Raw genomic sequence first — 22,481 nt, forward strand, 5'->3', positions numbered from 1 at the left:
CCAAAGCGCCGCACGCCATCAAGTAACGTGCCGTCATGACGAAACGACTGATTGCTCTGGGCGTCCTGCTCGCCACTGGCATGCCACTCTGGGCGGCCGATGCGGCCCGCGACAACGGGACGCTGGCAGCCAGGGCCGAGGCGGTGTTCGGCAAGCAGGCGGGCCAGAGCTTCGATGCGCCGGCGGTCAAGCCGAGCGCCTCGGCGCCGCGCACGGAGAGCGTGACGGTGACGCTGGCCCCGGGCAAGGGCGCCGAGGTCCAGGCGGAGCTCGACGCCGGCCAGGGCATGGTCTTCCACTGGTCCGCCAGTGGCGACGTGGCCGTGGACCTGCATGGCGAGCGGGCCGGCTCGAAGGACGAGTACACCAGCTACGACATCGAAGCCGGCCAGCGCCAGGGCGCCGGCACCTTCGTGGCGCCGTTCGCAGGCACGCATGGCTGGTTCTGGAAGAACCGCAGCCAGCAGCCGGTCACGGTGACCGTCACGATCACGGGTTTTCACAAGCGCCTGGTCCGGCACGGCGGCCAACCCTGAGAGCGACGCGGGACATGCCTCTGCACCTGAACCTCCCTGCGCTGCGCGGCGGCCTGCTGGCCCTGCTGGCAGCCGCGCTGTTCGGCGTCAGCACGCCCCTCGTGCAGAAGCTCGGCCAAGGACTGGGGCCGTTCACGACGGCGGCGCTGCTGTATGCCGGCGCCGGTCTCGTCGGCGCGCTGCTGCGTCAGGAGGCGGAGAAGGAGGCGCGCGTGCTCCGCTCGGACCTGCCACGTCTGCTGGCCGTCGCTCTCTTCGGCGCGGTGATCGGCCCGGTGGCGCTGGCCTGGGGGTTGCAGCGCACCAGCGGCACCGGCGCGTCGCTGATGCTGACACTGGAGGCCCTCTTCACGGCCGTGCTGGCCTGGAGGCTCTATGGCGAGACCATGGACCGGCGCGTCTGGGCGGCGATGCTGTTGCTGCTCGCGGGCGGCGTGCTGCTCATCCTGGACCAGGGCCTGGCGTCAAGTGGCCAATGGGTCGGGCTGCTTGCCGTGCTCGCGGCGACGGCCGCTTGGGGCACGGACAACACCTTGTCGCACGCGCTGGCTGAACGTGATCCCGGCCAGGTCGTGCTCGCCAAGGCTGCGCTGGGCGCCGCGGCAACGACGGTGCTGGCCTTCGTCGCGGGCGAGGCGATGCCCAGCCTTGGCGCAGCAGCAGGGTTGATGGGCATTGGCGCGACCGGTTATGGCCTGAGCCTGCGCTTTTACCTGCTGGCCCAGCGCGAGTTCGGTGCGGCGCGCACGGGCTCGGTGTTCGCTTTCGCGCCCTTCATCGGCGCCGCGCTGGCCTTCGGGTTGGGAGACCGCTCAGCCGGCTGGGGCATGGCCGCCGGGGGCCTGCTGATGCTGCTGGGTGTGGCGCTGCACCTGGCCGAGTCGCACGACCATGAGCATGAGCACGAGGAGCTGCAGCACGAGCACGCGCATCGGCATGACGACGGGCACCACGACCATCACCACGATCCGATGCCCGCGGGCGCACACAGCCATCGGCACCGGCACGCGCCCAGGCGCCACAGCCATGCGCATGTGCCGGACGCCCATCACGGGCATGACCACTGAAGTCAACGCCCCAGGCGCGCCTTGACCGCTTTCACGAGCGGCGCGACGGCCGACGGTGGAAACGGCGACACGCTGCTGACGTTGATCTCGCAGAGCACGTAGCTGCCCGGCTGCTCGCCGAAAAGGAAGTCGCAGTCCCACAGCATGGGCAGCTGGTCTCGGTTGACACCGACGCGCTCGCGCAGCAGGTCTATCCATCCGGACTCCAGGTGCTGCCGCAGCGCCTGGAACTGCGGCAGGTCCGCCGGGTGATAAAGCCGCGGGCTGGTGGCAGGTGGCGGCCCACCGTCCTTCGCGGGATGGAGCGCATTGACCGCCTGGTGCCCGAAACCGGCAACGCGGTCCTCGACGAGGTAGGCCCTCACCATGCCGTCGACGAGACGCGGCTGCCAGGCTTGGTCGATCATGTGGCCGCCGTTCTCCGGCTCGAAATAAGGCGCCAGCCGCTGCTGCAGCTCGTGCAGGCTGAGCAATTCCTCCTCGCTGCCCCGTTGCGCGTGGCGCACCTTCAAAAGCGCGGAGCCGGTGGCCTCGACACGCCAGACGCCATTGCCACTTTGCCCGCGGTGCTGCTTGAGCACACGCGCCCCACCGATCAACCGACGCGGCAACTCGTCGACCAGTTGCGCCAGGCTGTCGACGCGGACCGCATCGCTGCCGAAGGGCAGGTCGCGGACGTCGACAAGAACGTCCTTGGTGCCGAGCTTGAGCAGGGCCTCGGGATGCGTGCTGACGAAGACGCCGCCCGCGGCCAGCTCGCGCAGCATTGCATCGAGCCGGTCACGGCGGCGGCCCGCCTCGATGGGGTTGCACCAGACCAGCAGGCCATCCACTCGCTTCAGCTGGGTAGCGACTTCATCGGCGAAGTCGTCGTGATAGACGGCCGGCTCGGCCGCAATGCCGGTGGCGGCAAAGGCCTCGAACAGCGCGGCAAAGCGACTCTCGTCCGGGTCATTGCGGTCGCGGGCCGCACGGTCTCCTGGATAGAGCAACGCCAGCGTGGGTGGGTGGTCAGCAGCCATGCGCGGACACGCCGTTCAGGCTGGCTGGGTCAAGAGGAAGGTCCTGGGGGATGGCGTTCATGGCTTGTCCTCGGCGTTCTGAAAGGCAGTCAGCAGGCCCTCGAAGACCCCGGCGCTGACTTGCATCAACTGGTCGTCATCGGTGATGGCCTCGCGCATGCCGGCCAGCACGCGCTCGACGCCCGCGGCCTCCGGCGGCTGCACGCCGCCGATGTCCAGGCTGTGCACCAGCAGGCCCAGGCGCAGCAACGCAGGCGTCTCCAGGCCGAAGCTGGCGAGCAGCGCCTCGAAGGTCACGCGCGCGCCGACGTGGGTGAAGGTCGCGCCGTCGAAGTCGAAGCCGAGCGCCCTCTTCGGGCAGTCGGCCGGCGACTTGAGCCACAGGATGCGGGCTTCGGGATCGATGAAGCGGCGGATCAGCCAGGCGCAGGCCATCCGGTCCACCCACGGCCGGGCGCGCGTGGCCCAGATCCGCCCCTGGTAGTCGGCCCGATCCAGTGGCGTGATGGTTCGCACGGCGGGTTGAGGCTCATCCGGCGACAGCAGCCGGCTGGCCTGGTCCTCGAATTCTTCCAGTGCTTCGCGGGCCTGGCGTTGGGCCTCACCGGGAAAGAAGTCGATGGCGACGAGTTGGTCGAAGGCTTTGCGCAGCTTGCGAGCCAGCTTGACCGACTCCATCGCCTGCTCGGCGCTGAGCCGCTTGCGACCGTCGGCGATATCACCCAGCAGGGCCGCGAACTCGGCGCTGCGGTTGAACAGCGCAGGGAAATTTGCGTCGCCAGACTCCGTGCCCAGCAGATGAGCCGTACCGTCGTTCTGGCGCAGGTCGTCGGCAATGCCACCCAGCGCCGCCTCATGCGCCTCGGAGTGCGGCAGCAGGTAGACGCCGTCGCGCAGCACCGCCGCGCCGCAGCCCTTGAGCGCTCGCCAGACGCGCATGCGGGCGGCGGTGTTCTCGGTCGGCAGCGAGAGGATGAGGAGCAGCCACTTCATTTGGTTAAATATATAACATCATGTTTTGATAGCAACATATTTCTCGGGCGCCGACATCTGATGCGTGTTCAGTCAGGGAATTCGCCGCAACTGATCAAGACTCGGCCCGATCAGCCACCCATGCCTTGCGCGCATGTCTACTGCGCCCGACTCAGGCTTCTGCACGAAAGCCCCCATCAACCTGGCGATGGGGGGCTGTCGCGGCCGGGAAGCAGAAGCCGAAACGACGTGACGGCGGCTCCGGTGCCGAGCGTCAGCGTGCCGCCGTGCGCCTGCGCAATCTGGCGGGCGAGGCTGAGGCCTATGCCCGTGCCTTCGGGCTTGGTGGTGTGGAATGGGCGAAAGACGCGCGCGGCTGCTTCGGGCGGGATGCCCGGGCCGTTGTCGCTGACTTCGATCGCGAGGCCACCGTCGGCAATGCGGGCCGCCAGCGTCACTTGCCCGTCGTTGCGGTCCGGCACCGCCTCCGCCGCGTTCTGGAGCAAGGCCCACAGCGCCTGGCTGATCTGGTCGCGATCCAGCGGCCAACGCAGGTCGTCCGGGGCTTCGACAGTCAACGCAATGCCCGGCCAACGGCCGGCGAACAGCCGCGCCAGATCGCCCAACATCGGCCGCACCGCCACCGGGAGCAGCAAGGGATCGGGCAGACGGGCCAGCGCGCGATAGGCCTCGGCGAAGCGCTGCAGGCCTTCCGCGCGGCGCGCCAATGTGGCGAGGATTTCCCGCAGCAGCGTCAGGTCGGCGTTGGGCTGCCCAACCGCCGCCAGCCCGCTCTCGGCCAGAGAAGCGATCGGGGCCAGGCCGTTGAGCAGCTCATGGCCGAGGACCTGAATCAGTTCGGCGCTCGCGCGCGCCTCTGCCGCGCGTTCTTCCTGTTCGATGTCGATGAGCGCGACGACCATGCCGCTGCCCAGCATGATGCGATCGATGCGCCAGCTTCGCGCTTCATGGCGCAGGTGGCGGGCATCGCGGTCCAACAGTTCAAGGGGCACCGGCAGGACACGGTCGTCGGTGGCGAACAACCGGCGCGCGGCGCGGTTGAGCGCACGGGCGCAGCCCCTCTCGATCGCCAGTATCGGCGTCGGCGCGACGTCCAGCAGCAGGCGAGGCGTGGCCGCATCCGGCGCTGCGGTGACAGCGTTGGGCGTCGATCGTGGCCTTGCGGCTCGCCCCCAGTCAAGCGCGCCGAGCCACACGGCAGCCAGCGTCGCCCCGACGAGCAACCCCCAATATCCCTGGTGCACTGCCGTGCCCGCGGCGACGCCGCATGCGACGAACCCGATCGCATGGAGTGCCGCCCGCAAGCCATGCCTAGAGCCCATGGCGCGCCATGCGGCGGTACAGCGCACCGCGGCTCAAGCCCAGCGCGGTGGCGGCATGGGTGACGTTATGGCGATGCTCACGCAACGCCGCTGCGATGACGGCGCGTTCGGCGTCGATCAGGTCGAATCCACCCGTGGGCGTTTCAGCGACGGGCACGGGCACGGGCGGCGCGAGCGCCGCGGCGGTGATCGTGCCGTCCTCGGCCAGGAGCACCGCACGCTCAATCGCAAGCGCCAGGCCGCGGACCTCGTCGGGCCACCCGCCCGCTTGCACCGCCGCCTCGGCTGCTTCGCTCAGCCTTGCCGCGGGACGTGCGAATCGCTCGGCGGCGACGCGGGTGAAGTGCCGCGCGAGCAAGACCGCGTCTTTTCCACGCGCGGCCAGCGGCGGCACCGCGATCTCGACCGTCGCCAGGCGACGCTGCAACGCAGGTGTCAGCGACGCCACGCTTTCCGCAATCGCGATGCATCTCACCGCTGAAGGCAGACGGTCGAGCAGACGTGCCTGCGCCACCGCATCCAGCCGGTCAGGATGGCGCAACAAAACGGTACGCGACGCGCCGTCGAGCCGATCCCATGCGGCATCGTCGCGAAGGTCGATGCGCAGCAGGGGTGTCGCGGCATCGGGCGAGTGGGCGTGCATCGCCAGCGCGGTAAGCGTGCGGCCGCTCCCCGCCGGCCCCGTGATGGTGACGCCCGCGCCAGTCGGACCGAAGCGGCGCACGAGATCGCGCAGCCGCTGCATCGCCGCGCTGTCACCGAGCAGCCGGGCCAGCTCCTGTGTCGCAGCGGCCTGCACCGCCGCCATCGGCCGGTTGCGCGCGACCGCGGCTTCGACCTTGGCAACCAACTCCGCGTTGCGCCAAGGCTTCATCACGAAGTCCCGGGCGCCGGCTTGCATTGCCGCCACTGCGATGCGGATGCCGCTGTGCGCGGTGATGACGACGGCGCACGTCGCTGGATCGTCGGCGACGATCCGATCGAGGCATTCCAAGCCTTCCGCGCCGTCTGACCGGCCCGCGGCAAAGTTCATGTCCAGCAGCACCGCGTCGTAGCGGGACTGGGCCAGGCGTGAATACGCGGCCTCCGGCCCGTTCGCGTTGTCCAGTCGATGCCCGGCGATACGGAACGCGATCTCCATCGCCTCTGCAACGGCCGGGTTGTCATCCACCAGCAGGATTGACAGGCTTTTCGACCGTCCACTTCCGGACAGTGTGTCCACCGCCGGACGGAGGGCTTCCTGCGGATCCTCGCTAAGTTGTTGCGGCATCACGTTTTAGTCCTTCAGGCCTTCTGCAACCACACTGTCAGCATGATGACCGAACGGCTCGTGCACGCAAATATGCCGCCTGCATCAATCACCGGCGTGGGCATGGACAGCCGCGTCGAACGCGCCGCGACGCCGTGGTGGCGCCACCGTGCAACGCTGATGGCGGCGACGCTGGTGCTTGCAACGGCGCTGGTCTGGCGCTTCCTGCCCGCCAGCGGGTCGACCGACATCGCCGCCGCTGACATCGAAAGCGGCGCGGTCGTCCGCGCGCCCTTTGCCGACTACCTGCCGGTGCGTGCCACGGTCGCCCCGAAGGTGACGACGCTCGTCGGCGTTCTGACCGGGGGGCATGTCGAGAAGCTGCTGGTCCAGGACGGCGCGACGGTGGCTGAGGGACAGGCTCTGGCGACCCTCGCCAATCCTGCGTTGCGGCTCGACGTGTTGACGCGTGAGGCGCAAATCGCCAGCCAGTTGGGCGGTGTCGCGGGCGAGAACCTGGGCATTGCGCGCAACCGGCTGGATCGCGCGGCCCAGATTGCGCAGGCCACCTACGACCTTCTGAAGGCGCGGCGCGAGCTGTCGACCCGCCAGCAGCTGCACGAGGACGGGTTCGTGTCCGCGGCGGGAGTGAAGAGCTATGCAGAGGAGGCCGCCTATCAGCAGAAACGGCTCAACCAACTGCAAGCAGGCAACGACGACGAGGCGCGCATCACCGCGACCCAGGGCGCACGGCTGGATGACACGCGCGGGCAGTTGGAGCGCAGTTTGGCCGCGGTCCGTGCTGGCCTGGATACGTTGACCATCCGCGCGCCCAACGCCGGGCGGTTGATCAACTTCACGATCCAACCCGGCCAGACGCTGCGCCCCGGCGATGCGGCGGGGCAGGTCGACAGCGAAGGCTCGTGGAAGCTGACCGCGGACGTCGATGAATACTATCTTGGACGCATCGCCGTCGGCCAGCGGGCGAGCGCAGAGAGCCTCTCGCTGACCGTCTCGAAAGTGCTGCCTGCGGTGAAGGACGGCCGCTTCCGCATCGAACTCGCGGTCGAAGGCATGCCACCCGCTGGCCTCAATCGCGGTCAGACACTCGACATCCGCATCACGCTCGGCAGCACCGCACCCGCCCTGATCGCGCCGGTGGGTGGCTGGCTCGACGCCGGCGGCGGCACGTCGGTCTTCGTGTTCGACGCCGATGGCGAACACGCCCGCCGCCGCGCCGTGAAAACGGGCCGTCGCAACCCTGAGCAGGTCGAAATCCTGTCCGGCCTGAAACCCGGCGACCGCATCGTCACCTCCCACACCGCCTCCATGAGGGGCGACGTTCTCAACATCCGCTGAAGGGCAAGCCGTGATCCGTCTCGAGAAGATCCAGCGCCGCTACGTCTCTGACGAGGTGGAGACGACCGCGCTCCACGACATCGACCTCCACGTCGAAGCCGGCGAGTTCGTCGCCATCATGGGGCCATCGGGCTGCGGCAAATCAACGCTGCTCAACACCCTTGGCACCGTCGACCGCCCGACCGCTGGCCGCTACCTGTTCGGTGATCGCGACCTCGCCGCGCTCAATGAGAAGGAGCTGGCGAAGTTCCGCGCCGCGACGCTGGGCTTCGTCTTCCAAAGCTTCAACCTGATCGACGAGCTGACGATCGAGGAGAACGTCGCGCTCGGCCTCGCTTACCGGGCCGATGTTGGCGACCGGCGCGCACGGGTGGCGGCGGCGATAGACAAGGTCGGCATCGGCCACCGCGCGCGCCACTTCCCGCATCAACTGTCCGGCGGCCAGCAGCAACGCGCCGCGATCGCTCGCGCGATAGTCGGCGATCCCAAGTTGATCCTCGCTGACGAGCCGACCGGCAACCTTGACACCGTCAATGGCGAGCAGGTGATGAGCATCCTCGCCGGCCTGAACGCGGAGGGCGCCACCATCGTCATGGTCACGCATTCGCCCAGCCACGCCGACGTGGCGAAGCGCCGCATCGACATGCTTGACGGCCGTATCGTGGCCTCCGCGGCCCGCTCGATCTGAGGACCGCGCTCATGAACCGCTTCGCGCTGCTGTCGCTCTACCGCTCGCTGACTCGCCACAAGCTCTACGCTGCGCTCAACATCGGCGGGCTGGCTGTGGGTATCGCTGTGTTCCTGGTGCTGTCGCTCTACGTCCGGTTCGAGACCAGTTACGAGAGATGGCTGCCAGGCCATGGGCAGATCTACCTGGTGCAGACGCGCATTGACCTGCCCGGCAGTCCATTCAGCGGCGCCTATTCGATGACGATGGGAGGCTTGCTGGAACAACTGCGTGAGGAACATCCGGGTGTCGTGGGGACGCGCATCCGCGGCGGCAAGGATGGCGGGAGCGTGCAACGCGGCGCCGAAGCGATCAAGGAAGACGTGGCGCAAGTTGATCCATCGTTCTTCGATGTGTTCGCCCTGCCGATGCTCAAGGGCAGCGGCAGCGCGCTCAACGATCCGACCAGCGCGCTCATCAGCCGGTCGGCCGCCCGCAAGTATTTCGGCAGCACTGATCCGGTCGGCCAGACACTGACCGTCTCGATCGACTGGCCCGCCGCCTACCGGATTGCCGGCGTTTTCGAAGATCTGCCGGCGAATAGCGAACTGCAGTTGTCGATCCTCATCCCCCTGCCCAAGGGTGCGCCTGCGGGCCAATGGCAGTGGTACATGTGGGGGACGGCGTCGGTCTCCACTTTCCTGCGCTTTGACACGGCGGCGCAGCGGCTGGCGCTGGCTCAAACGCTGCCAGCCATGATCGATCGCCGAGCCACGAGCATGGGACCGCAGCCGTCACGGTTCCTGTCCTTGCCGTTGCTGCCTTTGTCTGACATTCACCTGCAGCCGCAGGGATCCGAAAGCGCGGGCCGCAAGATGACGGTGGTGGCGCTGGGCATCGTCGGGCTGATCGCCCTGCTGATCGCCATCGTCAACTACGTCAACCTCGCGACCGCCCGGGCCGGGGTGCGCGCGCGCGAAGTGGCGATGCGCAAGGTGCTGGGTGCGGACCGGCGTGCACTGGTCGGCCAGTTCCTGGGCGAAGCGGTGCTGACGGTCGCCATTGCTGCGTTGGCCGGGTTGATCCTTGCGGAGTTGAGCCTGCCGTGGGTCAATGCTGCTGGCGGGCTGTCGCTCACCATGCCCTATTCGCTGGTCGTGCCGGCCCTGGCGGCGGCCACGCTGCCGATCGGGCTGGCGGCAGGCTTCTACCCGGCCTTGCTCCTTTCACGTTTTCCCACGGCGACGGTGCTCGCCTCGGCGCGAGCACCGGGTGGCGGCCGCGCCGGCGTCCGCGTGCGTGAGGCGCTGGTCGTCTTGCAATTCGCACTCGCGACTGCCTTCGTCATCGGCACGGCAGTGCTGGTCGCACAGACCCGTCACATGCGCAACGCCGATCTCGGCTTCCAGCGCGAAGGCCTGCTGATGGTGCCCTCGCTCGCGGAAACCGGCGTCAGCCCACCGCAGGCCCGCGCGATCCTTGCAGCATTGCGCGAGCTGCCCGGGGTCCGCGCCGTCGGCAGCGCGAACGTGGGTGCGGGCGTCGATGGCAATGCCGCGCTCGACGCCATCGACATGCCGGGCCGCCCGGCGCCGGGCTTGACGATCCGCGTGATCAGCGTCGGCCCGGGGTTCTTCGAGGCCTATGCGCCGCGCCTGCTGGCGGGCCGGCTGTTCGATGACGCGCATGCCGCAGACGACGCCAGCGACTGGCAGAAATGGAAGCTCGGCCGCAACATCGTCATCAATCTCGAGACCGCGAAGCGGCTCGGTTTCGCATCGCCACAGGAGGCGATTGGCAAGACCGTCGGCGGCGCGATGCCGCGCACGATCATCGGCGTCATCGACCAGTTGCGATTCTTCTCGCCGCGCGCACCGGACGACACCACCAGCTATCAGTACTACCGAGAGGGTCCTGCAAAGCCCGTCGCCGCGGTCCGGTTCACCGGCGATCCGCAGGTGACCTTGGCCGCCGCGCGGCAGGTCTGGCTGCGCCTCGCGCCGCAGGTGCCGTTCGTGGCCGCCACCGCGGACCGGCGGCTGGCCCAGTTCTACGAAGCCGACGATCGCGCCACTCACCTGTTTGGCATCGGCGCGGCGCTGGCGGTCATGATCGGCTGCTTCGGGCTATGGGGCCTCGCATCGTTCAATACCCAGCGGCGGGTGAAGGAGATCGGCATTCGAAAGACGCTGGGGGCGTCGTCGGCCGATATCGCAAAGCTCCTCGTCGGCCAGTTCCTGCGGCCCGTGCTGATCGCGAACCTGCTCGCATGGCCATTGGCATTCGTGGCGATGCGGGCGTGGCTGGCCGGTTTCGACGACCGGATCGAACTCTCGCCGCTTTACTTCGTCGGCGCGACATTGCTTGCCACGGTCATCGCGGTACTGACGGTGCTCGGCCAATCACTGCGCGCCAGCCGCGCCGCGCCGGCCTGGGGGCTACGTCACGATTGATCTATCAGAGGCGTGTATCCAAAGCGATCAATCAATCTCATGAGGGGCGTGCTTAACTTGCAACTGCTCGAAGGCTGTGTTGGTTCTCTTTCGACCTTAGAAATCGCACCGCCGCTAAGTCAATGACTTAAGGCCGACAACTTCAGCACAGGCTGACCTGGCGTTTCAGCGAAGTCTGAACTTACGGGAAAACGTTTCACCGAAGTTTGAACTTGGCCACGTGCGGCCAGCATACCAAGCGAGAGGCTATAGAGCACGCCCAATCGAGCAGCTCTGCTCCTCGCTTCACGACACTTGCTCATCACCGTCGCCCCAGCAGTTCAGGACTTTTGGTCCCAGTTCGGCCTCACCACGAAGTAGCGAACCTTGAGCGTATGCACGTCGGCCGGCTGGGCCGCGCGGCTGATAGCTTTGAGGCGCCGCACGACATTTCTCCACAGCCTAGACGACGGAAGCCGGTGAGCGCTTCTATGAGCGTGGGCCGGCGAGCTCCTGGAGGGCATCGAGCAGCAGCGGCAGGACGAGTGCAGCGCAGGCGTGCCGAGCCGCGGCCGTGAAGGCTTGGCGCGCGAATCAGGATCACAATCATCGGCACTCGTGACAAGCCCGGATTGCTGAAGACGGACGATGGCGAATAGACAAATGAGCGCCGCGCGGGCGTCGCCCCAGCAGGCGCCGGCGGCCCAGTGGCCGAACTACAAGCGGGTGCGCGAGTTGATCGCGCTGTATGGCGGTGCAGGCGTTCCCCGGGTGGCTGGGGCACCGCCGCGCGTGGCGGTGGTGGGGGCGGGGATCGCTGGGCTTGTGGCGGCCCACCTGCTCACGCTGGGCGGCTGTAGGCCTAGGGTATTCGACGCTGCGGAGACCGTCGGAGGGCGCATCCGCACCGACCATGGTCAGCTGGCGCCGGGCGTGGTGACGGAGCTGGGTGGCGAACTGGTGGACACTACCCATGCGGACATGATCGCGCTGGCGCGCAGCTTCGGCTGCACGCCCATCGACACCGAGGCTCGCAGCGAAGCCGGGTTGGCGGCGTTGATCCACGTCGGCGGCCGGTCACACTCGCGCGACGAGGCGGCTCGCGCCTTCCAGCCTTTCGTGCAGCGCATCGCGCGCGATGCCGCGAGCCTCAGCACGCGCGTGGGCCGCAGGCGCCACACCGAGTTGGACGTCGGCTTCGACCGGCTCTCGATCGACGACTACCTGGACCGCATCGGGCTGGACGGCTGGCTGCGCCAGCGCATCTGTAGTGGCTACACCACCCTCAACGGGCTGGACAGCTGGGACCAGTCCAGCATCAACCTGCTGCAGCGGATCGGCGTGACGGCCCGCGACGGGTTCTCTTTGTTCGGCAGCAGCGACGAGCGCTGGAAGGTGGCAGAGGGACTGGACTGCATCGTCCAGGGGCTGGTCGGCAGCTTGAAGGCCCCGGCCTTGACGGGGCATCGTCTGGTGCGCGTGGCACGGCGGGGATCATCACTGCTGCTGGAATTCGAGACTGCGGGCCGCGTCGTGTCCTATGAGGCGGATGCTGTCGTGCTGGCCCTGCCGTTCACGATGCTGCGCCAGGTGGAGGCGCCTGGCGTGTTCTCCGAGGCCAAGGCGCGGGCCATCCGTGAACTGGCCTACGGCACCAACAGCAAGGTTATGGTGGGCACGCGAAGGCGACTGTGGCGCGAGAAGGGCAGCAGCGGCGACGTCATCACCGACGGCGTGCTGCAGTGCGGCTGGGACGGCAGCCGCCTGCGTCCTGGCGAGCAAGGCGTGTTCACCTATTTTCTAGGCGGGCGCAACGGGCTGGATATCGGGCAGGGAAGCACCGAAGCACAAGTGCGTCGCCTGAACGCCGAGGCTGAGGCTCTGTGGCCCGGTTTCGAGGCCGCCTGCACTGGCTGCGCCGTCCGCGTGCACTGGCCCTCCGAGCCCTGGGCCCAGGGCTCATACTCGACCTACCGACCCGGTCAGCGCACGAGCCTCGCGGGCGACGAGGCCACGCCCGACCGCGAAATTTACTTCGTGGGCGAGCACTGTTCGGTGGTTTGGCAGGGCTACATGCAGGGCGCGGCCTCCACGGGCCGGCAGGCCGCGTTGGCCATCTTGCGCAGGATGGCTTGAGGCGCCGCCCACTGGGGCAGGACGCGAATGTCTCGTCACAAGGGCGGCTACCACCTACACCGGCCAGAAGAGGCGCTCACGATCCACGCGTCAGCCGGCCGCAGTCGAATGCTTCATGACGAAGGTGTGTGGACCTCCTGCGTCGTCTTTCCAACGCGTCAATTCGCTCGACGATGAGCCGGGAGTTGCACAGCCCATGTTTACACTCAGCCGCGGCTCAACCTGGTGAACGCATCCGATGATGACGATCCCCGATTCCACCCGAGGCTTCCCGATCATCGTTGGCATAAGCGGCCACCGATTGATCGACCCCGAAGGCGCCAGCTCGGTGCGATCCAGCCTGTTGGATGCGTTAAAGCGGCTGCAGGACCGCCTGGACGGCAATCTCTACGTTGCCACTGGCCTAGCCGAAGGCGCGGACCAGTTGGCGGCGGAAGTGGCCGGCGAGCTAAAGATCGCGCACATCGCCGTACTGCCGATGCGACTCGCGGATTTTGAGGCCACGCTGTCGACGGACGATGCCAAGGCCAGCCTGCACCGGCATTGGCAAGCATCGGCGCTGCGGGTGGAGTTGCCGCCGATACCCGCCGAACCTGGCGACACGGCCGCTGACGCCGACAAGCTGCAATACGAACAACTGGGCGCAGTGCTGTCGCGCTTCAGCCATCTGTTGATCGCGATGTGGGATGGCGTCGTTTGGCCCAGGGACGACGTCGCGGCGCGGCAGGCGAGGCGTGGCGGCACGGCGCACGTGATCGAAATGCACAGCCAGGGCGAACGCATGGCTATGGGTTTTCGCCGCAGCCCGCTGTTCCGTGGCGCCAGCTCGCACCTGGACATGGCCAGCGGCGGCCCCGTGCTGCACATCATGGCGCCGCGCTCGGGGGAAGGCAGCCCGCCTCGGCCGGCCGGCAGTTGGTCGCTGCTGGACGCTCCGGCGCTGAGCGATCGTGCAAGCATCATCAACGAATTACTGGGAGACGCCCGCGACGAGAAGACGGCCAGCGCGACCTCGCAGTTCTTCAAAGAGATCCTGCATCTCAATGAACGCGAACGCTGCTTCAACGAGCACTACCTCGCCATTCTTAAAAGGCAGATGAGCTATCTGCGCATCGACCGCGCCGCCGACACTGATCCTTATCTGGACTTCCTGCGGCGGCGCCAGGCGGCTGCGGATACGGCGGCGCAGTTCTACCAGCACAAGCTGCTGGGCGATGCGCCCACCACGGTGAGCGTTGTTCAGCGCATGCGGCATTGGGCAGATAGCCTGTTTCGCCAACGACGTGTGGCCAGGTTGGGCGTTGTCTTCGGGTACGCGTTCTGGCTGATGGTCAGCGTGATTTGTTTCGAGCTCTTCGCTCATGTTTTTCTCGAGGCCGCGTGGCTGCTCGTCATTCAACTCGGCATCCTGTGGGGGGCCTATGGGTTCCACAGCGGATTGGTCAAGGAAAGGAAGTGGCAAAACCGCTTCCAGGACTACCGCGCGGTGGCCGAGGCGATGCGGGTGCAGGTGTTCTGGGCGCTGGGCGGGATTCCCAGCGCGGTGTCCGACCAGTACATGCGTAAGCAGCGCGACGAAATGAGCTGGATCTCGTTCGCCTTGCGCGGCCCGGCTTTATGGTCCATCGCGGTGGCGCTGAAGCAGGCAGGCAAGCCGCAGCGCGACCTGATCGAGAAGGCGTGGCTGTGCGACCAGCGCGACTATTTCTCGGGGCCGGACGGCGCGACCGGCAAGGCGATGCAAAACCACCATGCGCACAAGCGGAACCAGCGCCTGCGCAATGTGCTCGTCGGCGTCGCCTTTTTCCTGACCTTCGTGCTGATCACGCCGCTGCTTCTGCAGCTATGGCAGTTCGTGAGCGGCGCACCGCTGCATAGCCTGGAGAGCTGGAACGAATGGCTAAAGTTCGAGCATGTGCACGGCAGCTTTGTCACGGCCATCGTGCTGCTCCTGGCCCTGGGCGCAACCGTGCACCTGGTCAGCGAGAAGTTCGCCTTCGAGGCGCATGCGCTGGCCTACTCCGCGATGGGTAAGCTCTTCGCGCAGGCCATTGATGTGGCCCAGGGCCGCGAGTGCAGCACGGACGACGCGGCCTACCAGACCCTGCTGAGGGAACTCGGCCGCGAAGCGCTCGCCGAGAATTCCGACTGGCTCGAGGACCACCGGCGCCGGGAAGTGGCGCCGGAGCAGCCGGGCTGAGTTCCGCCTAGGGCTGGTGCTGCTCGACGAGCCTGTTCGCTTTGTTGACCGTCAGCCCGGTACTCGCCTGCGATTGGCTGTACAGCAGCGAGGGCGGCTCGGTGTCCAGGCTCAGCATGCTGTCGAGGTTCACCACGCGGATGATCCCGTCCAGGCCACCATAGGCCAGCCGGGTGCCCTGGTTGTCGAAGGTCACCCACCAGATCGTGCCCTGGTGTCCGCGCAGGCTGCGCACGCGCTTGTGCAAGTCGCCCACCTCATAGATCTCGACGCTGGGGCCGACGCCGCCGGCCGCCACCCAGTGGTGCTTGGCGTCGTAGCCGATGCTGTTAATTGTGGGGTTCACCTTGGCGTCCTCGTCGGACGTGCTTTGCTTGTCACCCTGAGGCTCGCCCTTCCAGCCGGGATCCTTGGGTATCCAGCGGTACACGCGGCCGTCGGAATTGCCCGACAAAATCGCGTGCGGCGCATCGGCCAGCGCCAGGCTCCAGACGTTGACCTCGCCCTTTGTCACGTTGACGGTCTGCGCCTTAGTCGTCAGGTGCTCGGCATCCAGCACGACGACGCGGGCCTTGGAATCGCCAGAGACGAGGCGGTTCCCTGCAGCGTCACACGCCAGTGCGTAGACGCTGTCCTGCAATTGCCCCGGCTTTGTCTCATCCTTCAATGACCAGTCGGCCACGTTCCAGCGCTTGATCTGCACGTCAGGGCTCATATTGCTGGAGGCCAGCCACTGGCTGCCTGGGCTGAAACACAGGCCCCAGATCGCGCCCCCGTGCGTCATCGTCTTGCCGGAGTCGGCCACCAGCGACCACTGCGGCGCTTTGCGATCCCAGACATGGATGAGGTTGTTCTGGTCGTTGCCGCCAGCAGCGGCGACCCAGCGGCCATCCGGGCTGAAGGCAATGCCATTGGTCGCCTCTTCCTTCGACTGCGGATCGAGCAACTGGACCTGGCGATTGGCACGATCCCAGACGCGTACGCGGCCTTCATCACCACTGCCACTGCTCGCCATCAGATCGCCAGTGGCATCAAACGCGATGGCATTCACGGTCGCGCCTCCGTTCCACAGCCGCGTCACTAGAGAACTGCCGTTTACCAGCCAGTGGCTCCAGCCGCCCTCGCTGCCGATGTACACGCCCTCTTCAAAGCGGGCAGAGGTCACCGAACGCACGATGCCATGGTCCGGCTTGAAGGCGTTAAGCAGTCGGCCGGCGCCAGCATCCCAGAGCCCTGCCGAGCCATCGCTTGCGCCGGAACTGAGCAGCTTGCCGTCGTCGCTGAACGACAGTGCGAAGACGGTGCCTTCATGTCCTGCCAGCGTGGCCACTGTCTGCGGCTGAGGGCGCTTCTTCTTGTCGGGCCGGGTGATCGCGAAGTCCCAGATCCGGATGGTGCGGTCGTAGCCGCCGGAGGCTAACCGCTTGCCGTCGGGGCTGAAGGCGACAACGAACACCGAGTCGTAGTGACCACCCATGTCGAAGACCGGCTTGATGGCGTGCTCGCGATACGGTTGATCCACCGCATCCCCTTTCGTCATGGCAGCCGTATCCCAGACCTTCACTCGGTAGTCACCGCCGCCCGAGGCCAGGCGCGAAGCGTCGGCGCTGAAGGCAATGCCGTGCACGTCCGGATCGTGGGTGTCCGCCTGTTCCCAGATCAATCGGGGTCGTTCCTGTGCCAGATCCCAAAGGCACAGCTTGCCGTCCTCGCCCCCAGTGGCGATCCAGGGCCGGTTCACCGCCCGGCTGAACGCGATGGACGGGATGCGCTTACTGTGGCGCCCGGGCGCGCGGGGGCCGCCGGTGAGTTCGCGGAACTGCATCGGTGCCGCCTGACCCGGGACCAGCTTCCAGATGCCGACACGAAAGACCGTGCCATCCTGTTCGGGCCAGGCGATGGCAAGCTGCCGCGCCGACCCGGCGTCGGCCTCGCTAAAGGCCATCGCGTCGGGCGTGCCCGCGGCGGGCGGCAGCGTGATGCGCCATGCCGCCTTGGAATCGGCATTGGATGAGTCCACCTTCACCACCACCGCGCCGGCCTGCCGGTCATGTAGCGCGGAGGCGACCAGTTGCCCGTCGCGGCTGAAGATGTTCTGGTCTGAGGCCAGCGCGCCCTGCGAGCCGGCCTGGAAATGCACGCCACCCAGCCGCGCGGTCAGCAGCAGTTCGCGCGTGGCCGTCAGGTCCCGATAGGTCAGCGCCTTGGCTGCGGCGATCTCAGCGCGGGCATAGTCGCGCTGCGCTAACTGCGACCTCGCTTCGGCGACGAACTGCGCCGAGTTGGCATCCTTGTTCTGGCCGATCAGGAAGTAGACGATGATGCCGAGCACTCCCGCCGTGACCATGCCACCGATGGCAGCCTGCGTCAGTCGGCGCAGACGCTGCCGTTCAAGTTCGCGCTGCTTGAGGGTGTCGTAAGGGATTCTCAGCAAGCCCGCGATCACTTTCAGCATCGCGTTCTGCCAGCCATCGCCCTCGCGCTGCGCGTCGGCCGCAAGAGGCTCTGCAGGCGTGCTGCTCAGTTCGCCATCGGGCCCAAGCATGAAGCGCAGGGCTGGGGGAAAGCATTCCAGCGCCGGGTTGCTGCCCGGTGTGGTGCTGGCATATGGCTCGCCCTCGATGATGAACGGGAAGATGCGGCCCTCCCGCCCCAGCCGTTTGAAGCTCAGGATTTCCTCGTTGACCCATTTGCTCTTCGCGCTGTGCGGCGAGCAGACGACGATCAAAGCGGGAGATTGCCCCAGCGCCTCAGTGATCTTTTGCGTCAAATTGGCGTCGGCCGGCAATTCGTCGCGATCACGAAAGATGGGGAACAGGACCTTGCCATCCTCCTTGCTTGCGCCCGGCTTGAGCAGGCGTTTGGGTAGCAGATAGCTCTCCAGCGCGCTATGCAGCTTGACGCCTTTGCGTTTGTCGCGATGGCTGTAACTGAGAAAAGCCTTGTACGCGCCACCCGCTGCCGGTTCGCTGGATGTTGTCGTCTGATTCACGCCGTCGCCTCCTTGCGCTTCTCGCGGCCGCCGCAGAATAGCTGGGGTGGGCGCGCGGAGGCGCAACGTACATCCTGCCGGGAGAGGATGCACCGGCGTGCGTCGTCAGGCTAGATGGCCTATTTCCGCAGCCCTTTGAAATTCACAAACGCCGATGAACCCCATCTCCCGCCGCGACTTCCTCAATGGCACCCTGATGGCACTGGCCTCCCCGCCAGCCGCCGCGCAGGCCGGACCTCAGGGCCAGACGCTAGAACTGGCTGCCGTAGCGCACCGGATGCGCGACTCGCCCGGGCTCTACCGCGATGCAGTCGTTGAGCTCGACGAGGCGACAGAAGACTTGGTCGTCGTCGGCGGCGGCATCAGCGGCCTGAGCGGCGCCTATCTGTATGCGCGACATGTCGGACGGCCTGTGCGTATCCTGGTGCTCGACGCCCTGGACCAGGTAGGCGGCCATGCACGGCGCAACGAGTTCGTCTCGCGCTCCGGCAAGACCCTGGTCGGCTACGGCGGCTCGCAGTCGCTGGACACACCGAGCCTGTTTTCACCTGCGGTGCATGGGTTGCTGAAGGACGTCGGGATCGAGCTATCGCGCTTCGAGAGCGAGTTCTTCGACGAAGGCTGGGCGACGCGCCAGGGCTTGAACCGCGAGGGCGTGTTTTTCGGCCGGGAAGTCTGGGGCGAAGAGCATCTCGTGCTGCGCGATAAGGATGAAGCTCCCGAGAGCTGGCTGGCACGCACGCCGATGCCGGATCGCGCAAAGGCTGACCTGGCCCGCGTGATGGCGTCCGATGCCTTCAACCCGATGGCACACCTGCGCCGGGCGCAGCGCCGCGACCGGCTTGCGCGCATCACCTACAAGGCGTTCCTGTCCCGGCTGTGGAAGGTCGACCCAGCGGTGCTGGCCTATTTCCAATCGGCGACGACGGCCTACTTCGGCGTCGGCATCGACGCCACCTCGGCATTGGACGCCTGGGCCGCTGGCCTCCCGGGCTTCGACGGGCTGGACCTGGGCGACGCCGTCGACCCGCGCAACAGTCCCAGCGGGCGGCAGCTCAAGATCGGCCAGGACAAATACATCTACCACTTCCCCGACGGAAACACCGGTGTGGTCCGGGCCCTGCTGCGCGCGATGCGGCCGGCGCTGCTGCCCGGACATGGAATGGAGACGCTCAGCAGCGCGCGGCTCGACGAGGCGGCTCTGGATGAGCCGAATGCCGCCATCCGTTTCCGGCTGCGCGCCACAGCAGTCGGACTGCGCCATCTGGGAACCCCGTCAGCGGCCGAGTGGGTGGAGATCCGCTACGTCGATAGCCTTGGCAGGCTGAGGGCCGTGCGCACACGAAACGTCATCCTGGCCTGCTGGCACCGTGTCATCGCACGGATGACCGACGAGATCCCGCAGGTACAGGTGCAGGCGATGAACGACCAGGTGAAGGTCCCACTGCTGTATGCGACGGTACTGCTCTCGAACTGGAGGGCCTGGGCCAACGCCGGCGTGCGCTCGTTCAGCGTGCCGGGCGGGTTCTGGGAAGAGGCGACGCTCGATTTCCCGGTCAGCATGGGGTCACTGAAATTCCCGCAATCGCCCGATGAGCCGATCCTGATGCATCTTTCGAAGGTGGTTGTGATCGGTGATGGCAGCCCTGCGCGGAGCCAGGCCGCGGCAGGCCGGGCGCAGTTGATGGGCTGGTCCTTCGAGGACCTGGAAGCGCGCATCCGGGAGTTGCTGCAGCGCGCATTGGGAGCGCATGGTTTCGATGCAACGCGGGACATCGAGGCGATCACCATCAATCGCTGGTCACACGGCTACAGCTACGAGTACATGCGGCCGTGGGATGCATATTGGCCCGCGGGACCGCTGCCGGCGTCAACGGCTCGGAAAGGATGGGGCCGCGTAGTGATTGCCAACAGTGATGCCGGTGCCTATGCCTATGCCCATTCAGCTATCGACCAAGCCACGCGAGCGGTTCACGAACTACTGCCCGACGCCCAATTGCCCGCCTGGTCGACCTTTCCCGGCCCAAACCGCCCGGCGCCACCTTAACCCCGAACGACCACCCGCTCGCCCTACGTTTTGGCAGAGTTCAGCCTTCAGTGTCGGTTTGCGTTCAACCCAAAACTGAAAACCGGCGCTGATCAACCACTTGACTCTGGACGGGTCAGCAGGCTTTGACCCGTGTCTCACTCAAGTCTGAACTATCGGTTTTTTGTTTCACTCAACTCTGAACTTCCGGCACCGTCAACGCGGCCACCAGAGGAAGCGGCGCTGGCCGATGCGGAAGCCGGATCAACCCGCCGACCGTTGACGTAGACCACGCCATCCCGCGCTTCGATGAGTATGTCGCTGTCGGTTTGTGCTCAACCCAAAACTGAAAATTGGCCCTGATCAATCACTTGCCGCTGGACGAGTCAGCACGCTTTGAACCCGTGTCTCACTCAAGGCTGAACTTTCGGCTTTCCGTTGCACTCAACTTTGAACTTTCGGCCCCAGGGAAGCGCCCGCAGGCAGGCGCAGGCGCAGGCGCCGCATCAACCCGCTCACTGTTGACGTAGGCAGCAGGTTTGGCGTCATTGAGTTGAGAGAGTTCGTACGACGCGGAAACCGAGGTCGTTTCGTGCAGTGTCCCGATCCACATAGCTACGAGAGGCAGAGCGAAGCATATTGACGACGCCGTCCCAACTCCCGCCTCGCACCATTCGTGATTTCCCGTTTTCTTGACAAACGCCACTGCTTGCAGATGCGCTATTGGTGGCAATGTAGATAGTCGATGGCATACCCTCTCGACTGGCTTTAGGCTGAAATTTTGTAAGTTTCAAGCAATCCCGAGTCCATTCACGTGCATTTCCTGCCATATCGAAAAGTCCAAAAGCGTTGGGGAGTAAGTGGCGAACTTCTGTCGTCCCTCGGTGTCGGGGACAGAATTTCATGCTCTGAATTGAGCTCCGAGCGTTGGCGTACTTACACCATTCTTGAGGCTCATGGTCATCACCCCAGTAAAAGCGCCAATGCTGATCGCTGGCACTTGTGACCGCACGAGCTGCATATTCCCATTCGAACTCATGGGGCAATCTAAAGCGATCAATTGCATCTTGGCGAATGCCAGCTTCATCGTTCAGCCAGCCGATGTATTGTTGAACTAAGTCATAGCTGACACAAACAACTGGATGATCTGCACTCTGCTCGAACCCTACATTGCTCCAATTTCCGAGTGATTCACTCCAGGCACCGCAGGCTGCCGACAGAACCTTGTGTTGCGGGCGGGCATCCATGAACCTCTTGAACTGACCCACGGTGACCTCAGTAGCACCGACGGCCATGATGTGGCGAATGTCGACCCTTGTCGGCGAGGTCTCCGACCCACCGCTCCGGCCTCGCTCAGTCTGGGGGCTCCCCATCATGTAGCTGCCCTTGGGCAGCACAACAAGTCTTGGAGCGTCAGCAAATGCGGGTGGCATTTCGGTAAGCTTCGTAGGCGAAACGGGCAGTTGGCGCTTTGTCTCGGAAGTGGCTGAGGGTGCAACGTCGGTCGAAGCCTCTGTGCGATTCGAAGGTTCGCTAGGTGATGGTTCCGCGCGTGCCTGTCTTCGCGGCTCAGGAAATGCCGCCGGCGGAGACGATGGCACGGGCACGGCCGAAGCAGCCGACGCTAAGCCCGGCGTCTTATCTTCGCCAGGAAGTTTCTGCCGCACCGGAGAGCCTGACTTCATCACGCCAACGACCGCAGCCAGTCCGATGACGCCCACCAACGTGGCAATCCCAAGCCGACCCATGCTCAAACGGCGCATCTGGTTGAGCGCTGTGACCAGCCCTATTTCGGACGGCGCATCTCCTACCTTGCGAGGCCCCGTCGAAGTTCGCTGGCTTATGTCTGCAGTTGGTGAAGGAGCAGCGGCTGGCGCGCGCAACCGCTGCATCAGGTGCTCGAAGGAATCTTGGTACCGGGCGAAGTCCCTGAAGTCTCCGTAGAGCTTCCCGGCGAGGAAGGTCGGCAACGAGCAGTCGTCAATAACCAGCGGGAGCACCTTGACTCGGCGTCCGGCAATCTCGTGATTGATGGCGATGTCGAGTTCGCGAGTGACCCAAGGCGACTTCACCGAGTGAACCGACAGTACGGCTCCGACAAAGCTCATCGTTTCAAGCGCTTCCCCGATCTTGGCTACCAGGGAATCGCCAATCATCATCTCCGCTTCATCCACCCAGACACGGACACCGTGGGCTTGAAGATCTGCAGCCAGTCGCCGAACGAACGGCTTGTCCTTGTGACTATGGCTTAGGAAGATGCTGGCGGGCACCGACACTTGGCTGCTCCTTTGATGCCGCAAACCACCAGCGGGCGCAGCGCATGACATGATGTTATCTAGTGTTGTTGTCGCCGACCGAAAACTGAGCCACTGGGGGTACGGCCAAAAACTTGGACTGGTTATGCAGCGATCCCCAAGCTCCTGCGGTGCTCGGCGGGGCTGCGGAACCCGAGTGAACACCACAGGGGTCGTCACTCGTTG

14 protein-coding genes are annotated in these 22,481 nt (G+C 66.0%); 8 read left to right on the forward strand and 6 right to left on the reverse strand.

Annotation, left to right across the window (positions count from 1 at the left end; translation table 11 throughout):
• Positions 1-35: 35 nt before the first annotated feature.
• Both ACXJKM_RS05325 and ACXJKM_RS05330 read left to right on the forward strand, forming a co-directional pair.
• The gene (locus ACXJKM_RS05325; protein ID WP_457350779.1) at positions 36-536 is read left to right on the forward strand and encodes a hypothetical protein; all 501 of its coding nucleotides are present in this window, start codon (positions 36-38) and stop codon (positions 534-536) included.
• Positions 537-550: 14 nt separating this feature from the next.
• Complete coding sequence (locus tag ACXJKM_RS05330) at positions 551-1,603, forward strand: DMT family transporter (protein ID WP_457350781.1); 1,053 nt, start codon at positions 551-553, stop codon at positions 1,601-1,603.
• Positions 1,604-1,605: 2 nt separating this feature from the next.
• Here ACXJKM_RS05330 and ACXJKM_RS05335 read toward each other — a convergent pair whose 3' ends face one another.
• The 4 genes from ACXJKM_RS05335 to ACXJKM_RS05350 all read right to left on the reverse strand — a co-directional run bounded on the left by ACXJKM_RS05335 (position 1,606) and on the right by ACXJKM_RS05350 (position 6,210).
• Positions 1,606-2,625: a Cj0069 family protein gene (locus tag ACXJKM_RS05335; protein WP_457350783.1), complete on the reverse strand. Its 1,020-nt coding sequence runs from the start codon at positions 2,623-2,625 to the stop codon at positions 1,606-1,608.
• A gap of 57 nt (positions 2,626-2,682) precedes the next feature.
• Positions 2,683-3,618: a chromate resistance protein ChrB domain-containing protein gene (locus ACXJKM_RS05340; RefSeq protein WP_457350785.1), complete on the reverse strand. Its 936-nt coding sequence runs from the start codon at positions 3,616-3,618 to the stop codon at positions 2,683-2,685.
• A gap of 176 nt (positions 3,619-3,794) precedes the next feature.
• On the reverse strand, positions 3,795-4,940 hold the full coding sequence (locus ACXJKM_RS05345; RefSeq protein ID WP_457350787.1) for a sensor histidine kinase: 1,146 nt from the start codon (positions 4,938-4,940) through the stop codon (positions 3,795-3,797).
• Positions 4,930-6,210 (reverse strand): sigma-54-dependent transcriptional regulator, encoded by a 1,281-nt coding sequence (locus ACXJKM_RS05350; RefSeq protein WP_457350789.1) that lies wholly within the window; start codon positions 6,208-6,210, stop codon positions 4,930-4,932. The genes ACXJKM_RS05345 and ACXJKM_RS05350 overlap by 11 nt, the downstream gene beginning before the upstream one ends.
• 42 nt (positions 6,211-6,252) lie before the next feature.
• Between ACXJKM_RS05350 and ACXJKM_RS05355 the strand changes: the two genes are divergently transcribed.
• The 5 genes from ACXJKM_RS05355 to ACXJKM_RS05375 all read left to right on the forward strand — a co-directional run bounded on the left by ACXJKM_RS05355 (position 6,253) and on the right by ACXJKM_RS05375 (position 14,983).
• Positions 6,253-7,548: an efflux RND transporter periplasmic adaptor subunit gene (locus tag ACXJKM_RS05355; RefSeq protein ID WP_457350790.1), complete on the forward strand. Its 1,296-nt coding sequence runs from the start codon at positions 6,253-6,255 to the stop codon at positions 7,546-7,548.
• A 10-nt stretch (positions 7,549-7,558) separates the two neighbouring features.
• Complete coding sequence (locus ACXJKM_RS05360) at positions 7,559-8,236, forward strand: ABC transporter ATP-binding protein (RefSeq protein ID WP_457350792.1); 678 nt, start codon at positions 7,559-7,561, stop codon at positions 8,234-8,236.
• Positions 8,237-8,247: 11 nt separating this feature from the next.
• A complete protein-coding gene (locus ACXJKM_RS05365) occupies positions 8,248-10,668 on the forward strand; it encodes an ABC transporter permease (RefSeq protein ID WP_457350794.1) in 2,421 nt (806 codons plus the stop codon).
• Positions 10,669-11,295: 627 nt separating this feature from the next.
• A complete protein-coding gene (locus ACXJKM_RS05370) occupies positions 11,296-12,783 on the forward strand; it encodes a flavin monoamine oxidase family protein (RefSeq protein ID WP_457350796.1) in 1,488 nt (495 codons plus the stop codon).
• Between the two features lie 238 nt (positions 12,784-13,021).
• A complete protein-coding gene (locus tag ACXJKM_RS05375; RefSeq protein ID WP_457350798.1) occupies positions 13,022-14,983 on the forward strand; it encodes a hypothetical protein in 1,962 nt (653 codons plus the stop codon).
• Positions 14,984-14,990: 7 nt separating this feature from the next.
• Here the strand turns inward: ACXJKM_RS05375 and ACXJKM_RS05380 are convergent, their stop codons facing one another.
• The gene (locus tag ACXJKM_RS05380; RefSeq protein ID WP_457350800.1) at positions 14,991-17,975 is read right to left on the reverse strand and encodes a TIR domain-containing protein; all 2,985 of its coding nucleotides are present in this window, start codon (positions 17,973-17,975) and stop codon (positions 14,991-14,993) included.
• A 154-nt stretch (positions 17,976-18,129) separates the two neighbouring features.
• Between ACXJKM_RS05380 and ACXJKM_RS05385 the strand changes: the two genes are divergently transcribed.
• Positions 18,130-20,022, forward strand: a complete 1,893-nt coding sequence (locus ACXJKM_RS05385; protein ID WP_457350802.1) for an NAD(P)-binding protein — start codon at positions 18,130-18,132, stop codon at positions 20,020-20,022.
• A 524-nt stretch (positions 20,023-20,546) separates the two neighbouring features.
• Here the strand turns inward: ACXJKM_RS05385 and ACXJKM_RS05390 are convergent.
• Positions 20,547-22,277: an SUMF1/EgtB/PvdO family nonheme iron enzyme gene (locus ACXJKM_RS05390; protein ID WP_457350804.1), complete on the reverse strand. Its 1,731-nt coding sequence runs from the start codon at positions 22,275-22,277 to the stop codon at positions 20,547-20,549.
• Positions 22,278-22,481 lie beyond the last annotated feature (204 nt).

This window comes from Roseateles sp. P5_D6, from assembly GCF_054049415.1.

Excerpts from the sequence above, each read along its gene's own strand:
- ACXJKM_RS05340 (WP_457350785.1), bottom strand. The coding sequence starts at position 3,618 with ATGAAGTGGCTGCTCCTCATCCTCTCGCTGCCGACCGAGAACACCGCC.
- ACXJKM_RS05325 (WP_457350779.1), top strand. The coding sequence starts at position 36 with ATGACGAAACGACTGATTGCTCTGGGCGTCCTGCTCGCCACTGGCATG.
- ACXJKM_RS05330 (WP_457350781.1), top strand. The coding sequence starts at position 551 with ATGCCTCTGCACCTGAACCTCCCTGCGCTGCGCGGCGGCCTGCTGGCC.
- ACXJKM_RS05350 (WP_457350789.1), bottom strand. The coding sequence starts at position 6,210 with ATGCCGCAACAACTTAGCGAGGATCCGCAGGAAGCCCTCCGTCCGGCG.
- ACXJKM_RS05345 (WP_457350787.1), bottom strand. The coding sequence starts at position 4,940 with ATGGGCTCTAGGCATGGCTTGCGGGCGGCACTCCATGCGATCGGGTTC.
- ACXJKM_RS05385 (WP_457350802.1), top strand. The coding sequence starts at position 18,130 with ATGAACCCCATCTCCCGCCGCGACTTCCTCAATGGCACCCTGATGGCA.
- ACXJKM_RS05335 (WP_457350783.1), bottom strand. The coding sequence starts at position 2,625 with ATGGCTGCTGACCACCCACCCACGCTGGCGTTGCTCTATCCAGGAGAC.
- ACXJKM_RS05370 (WP_457350796.1), top strand. The coding sequence starts at position 11,296 with ATGGCGAATAGACAAATGAGCGCCGCGCGGGCGTCGCCCCAGCAGGCG.
- ACXJKM_RS05355 (WP_457350790.1), top strand. The coding sequence starts at position 6,253 with ATGATGACCGAACGGCTCGTGCACGCAAATATGCCGCCTGCATCAATC.
- ACXJKM_RS05375 (WP_457350798.1), top strand. The coding sequence starts at position 13,022 with ATGATGACGATCCCCGATTCCACCCGAGGCTTCCCGATCATCGTTGGC.
- ACXJKM_RS05365 (WP_457350794.1), top strand. The coding sequence starts at position 8,248 with ATGAACCGCTTCGCGCTGCTGTCGCTCTACCGCTCGCTGACTCGCCAC.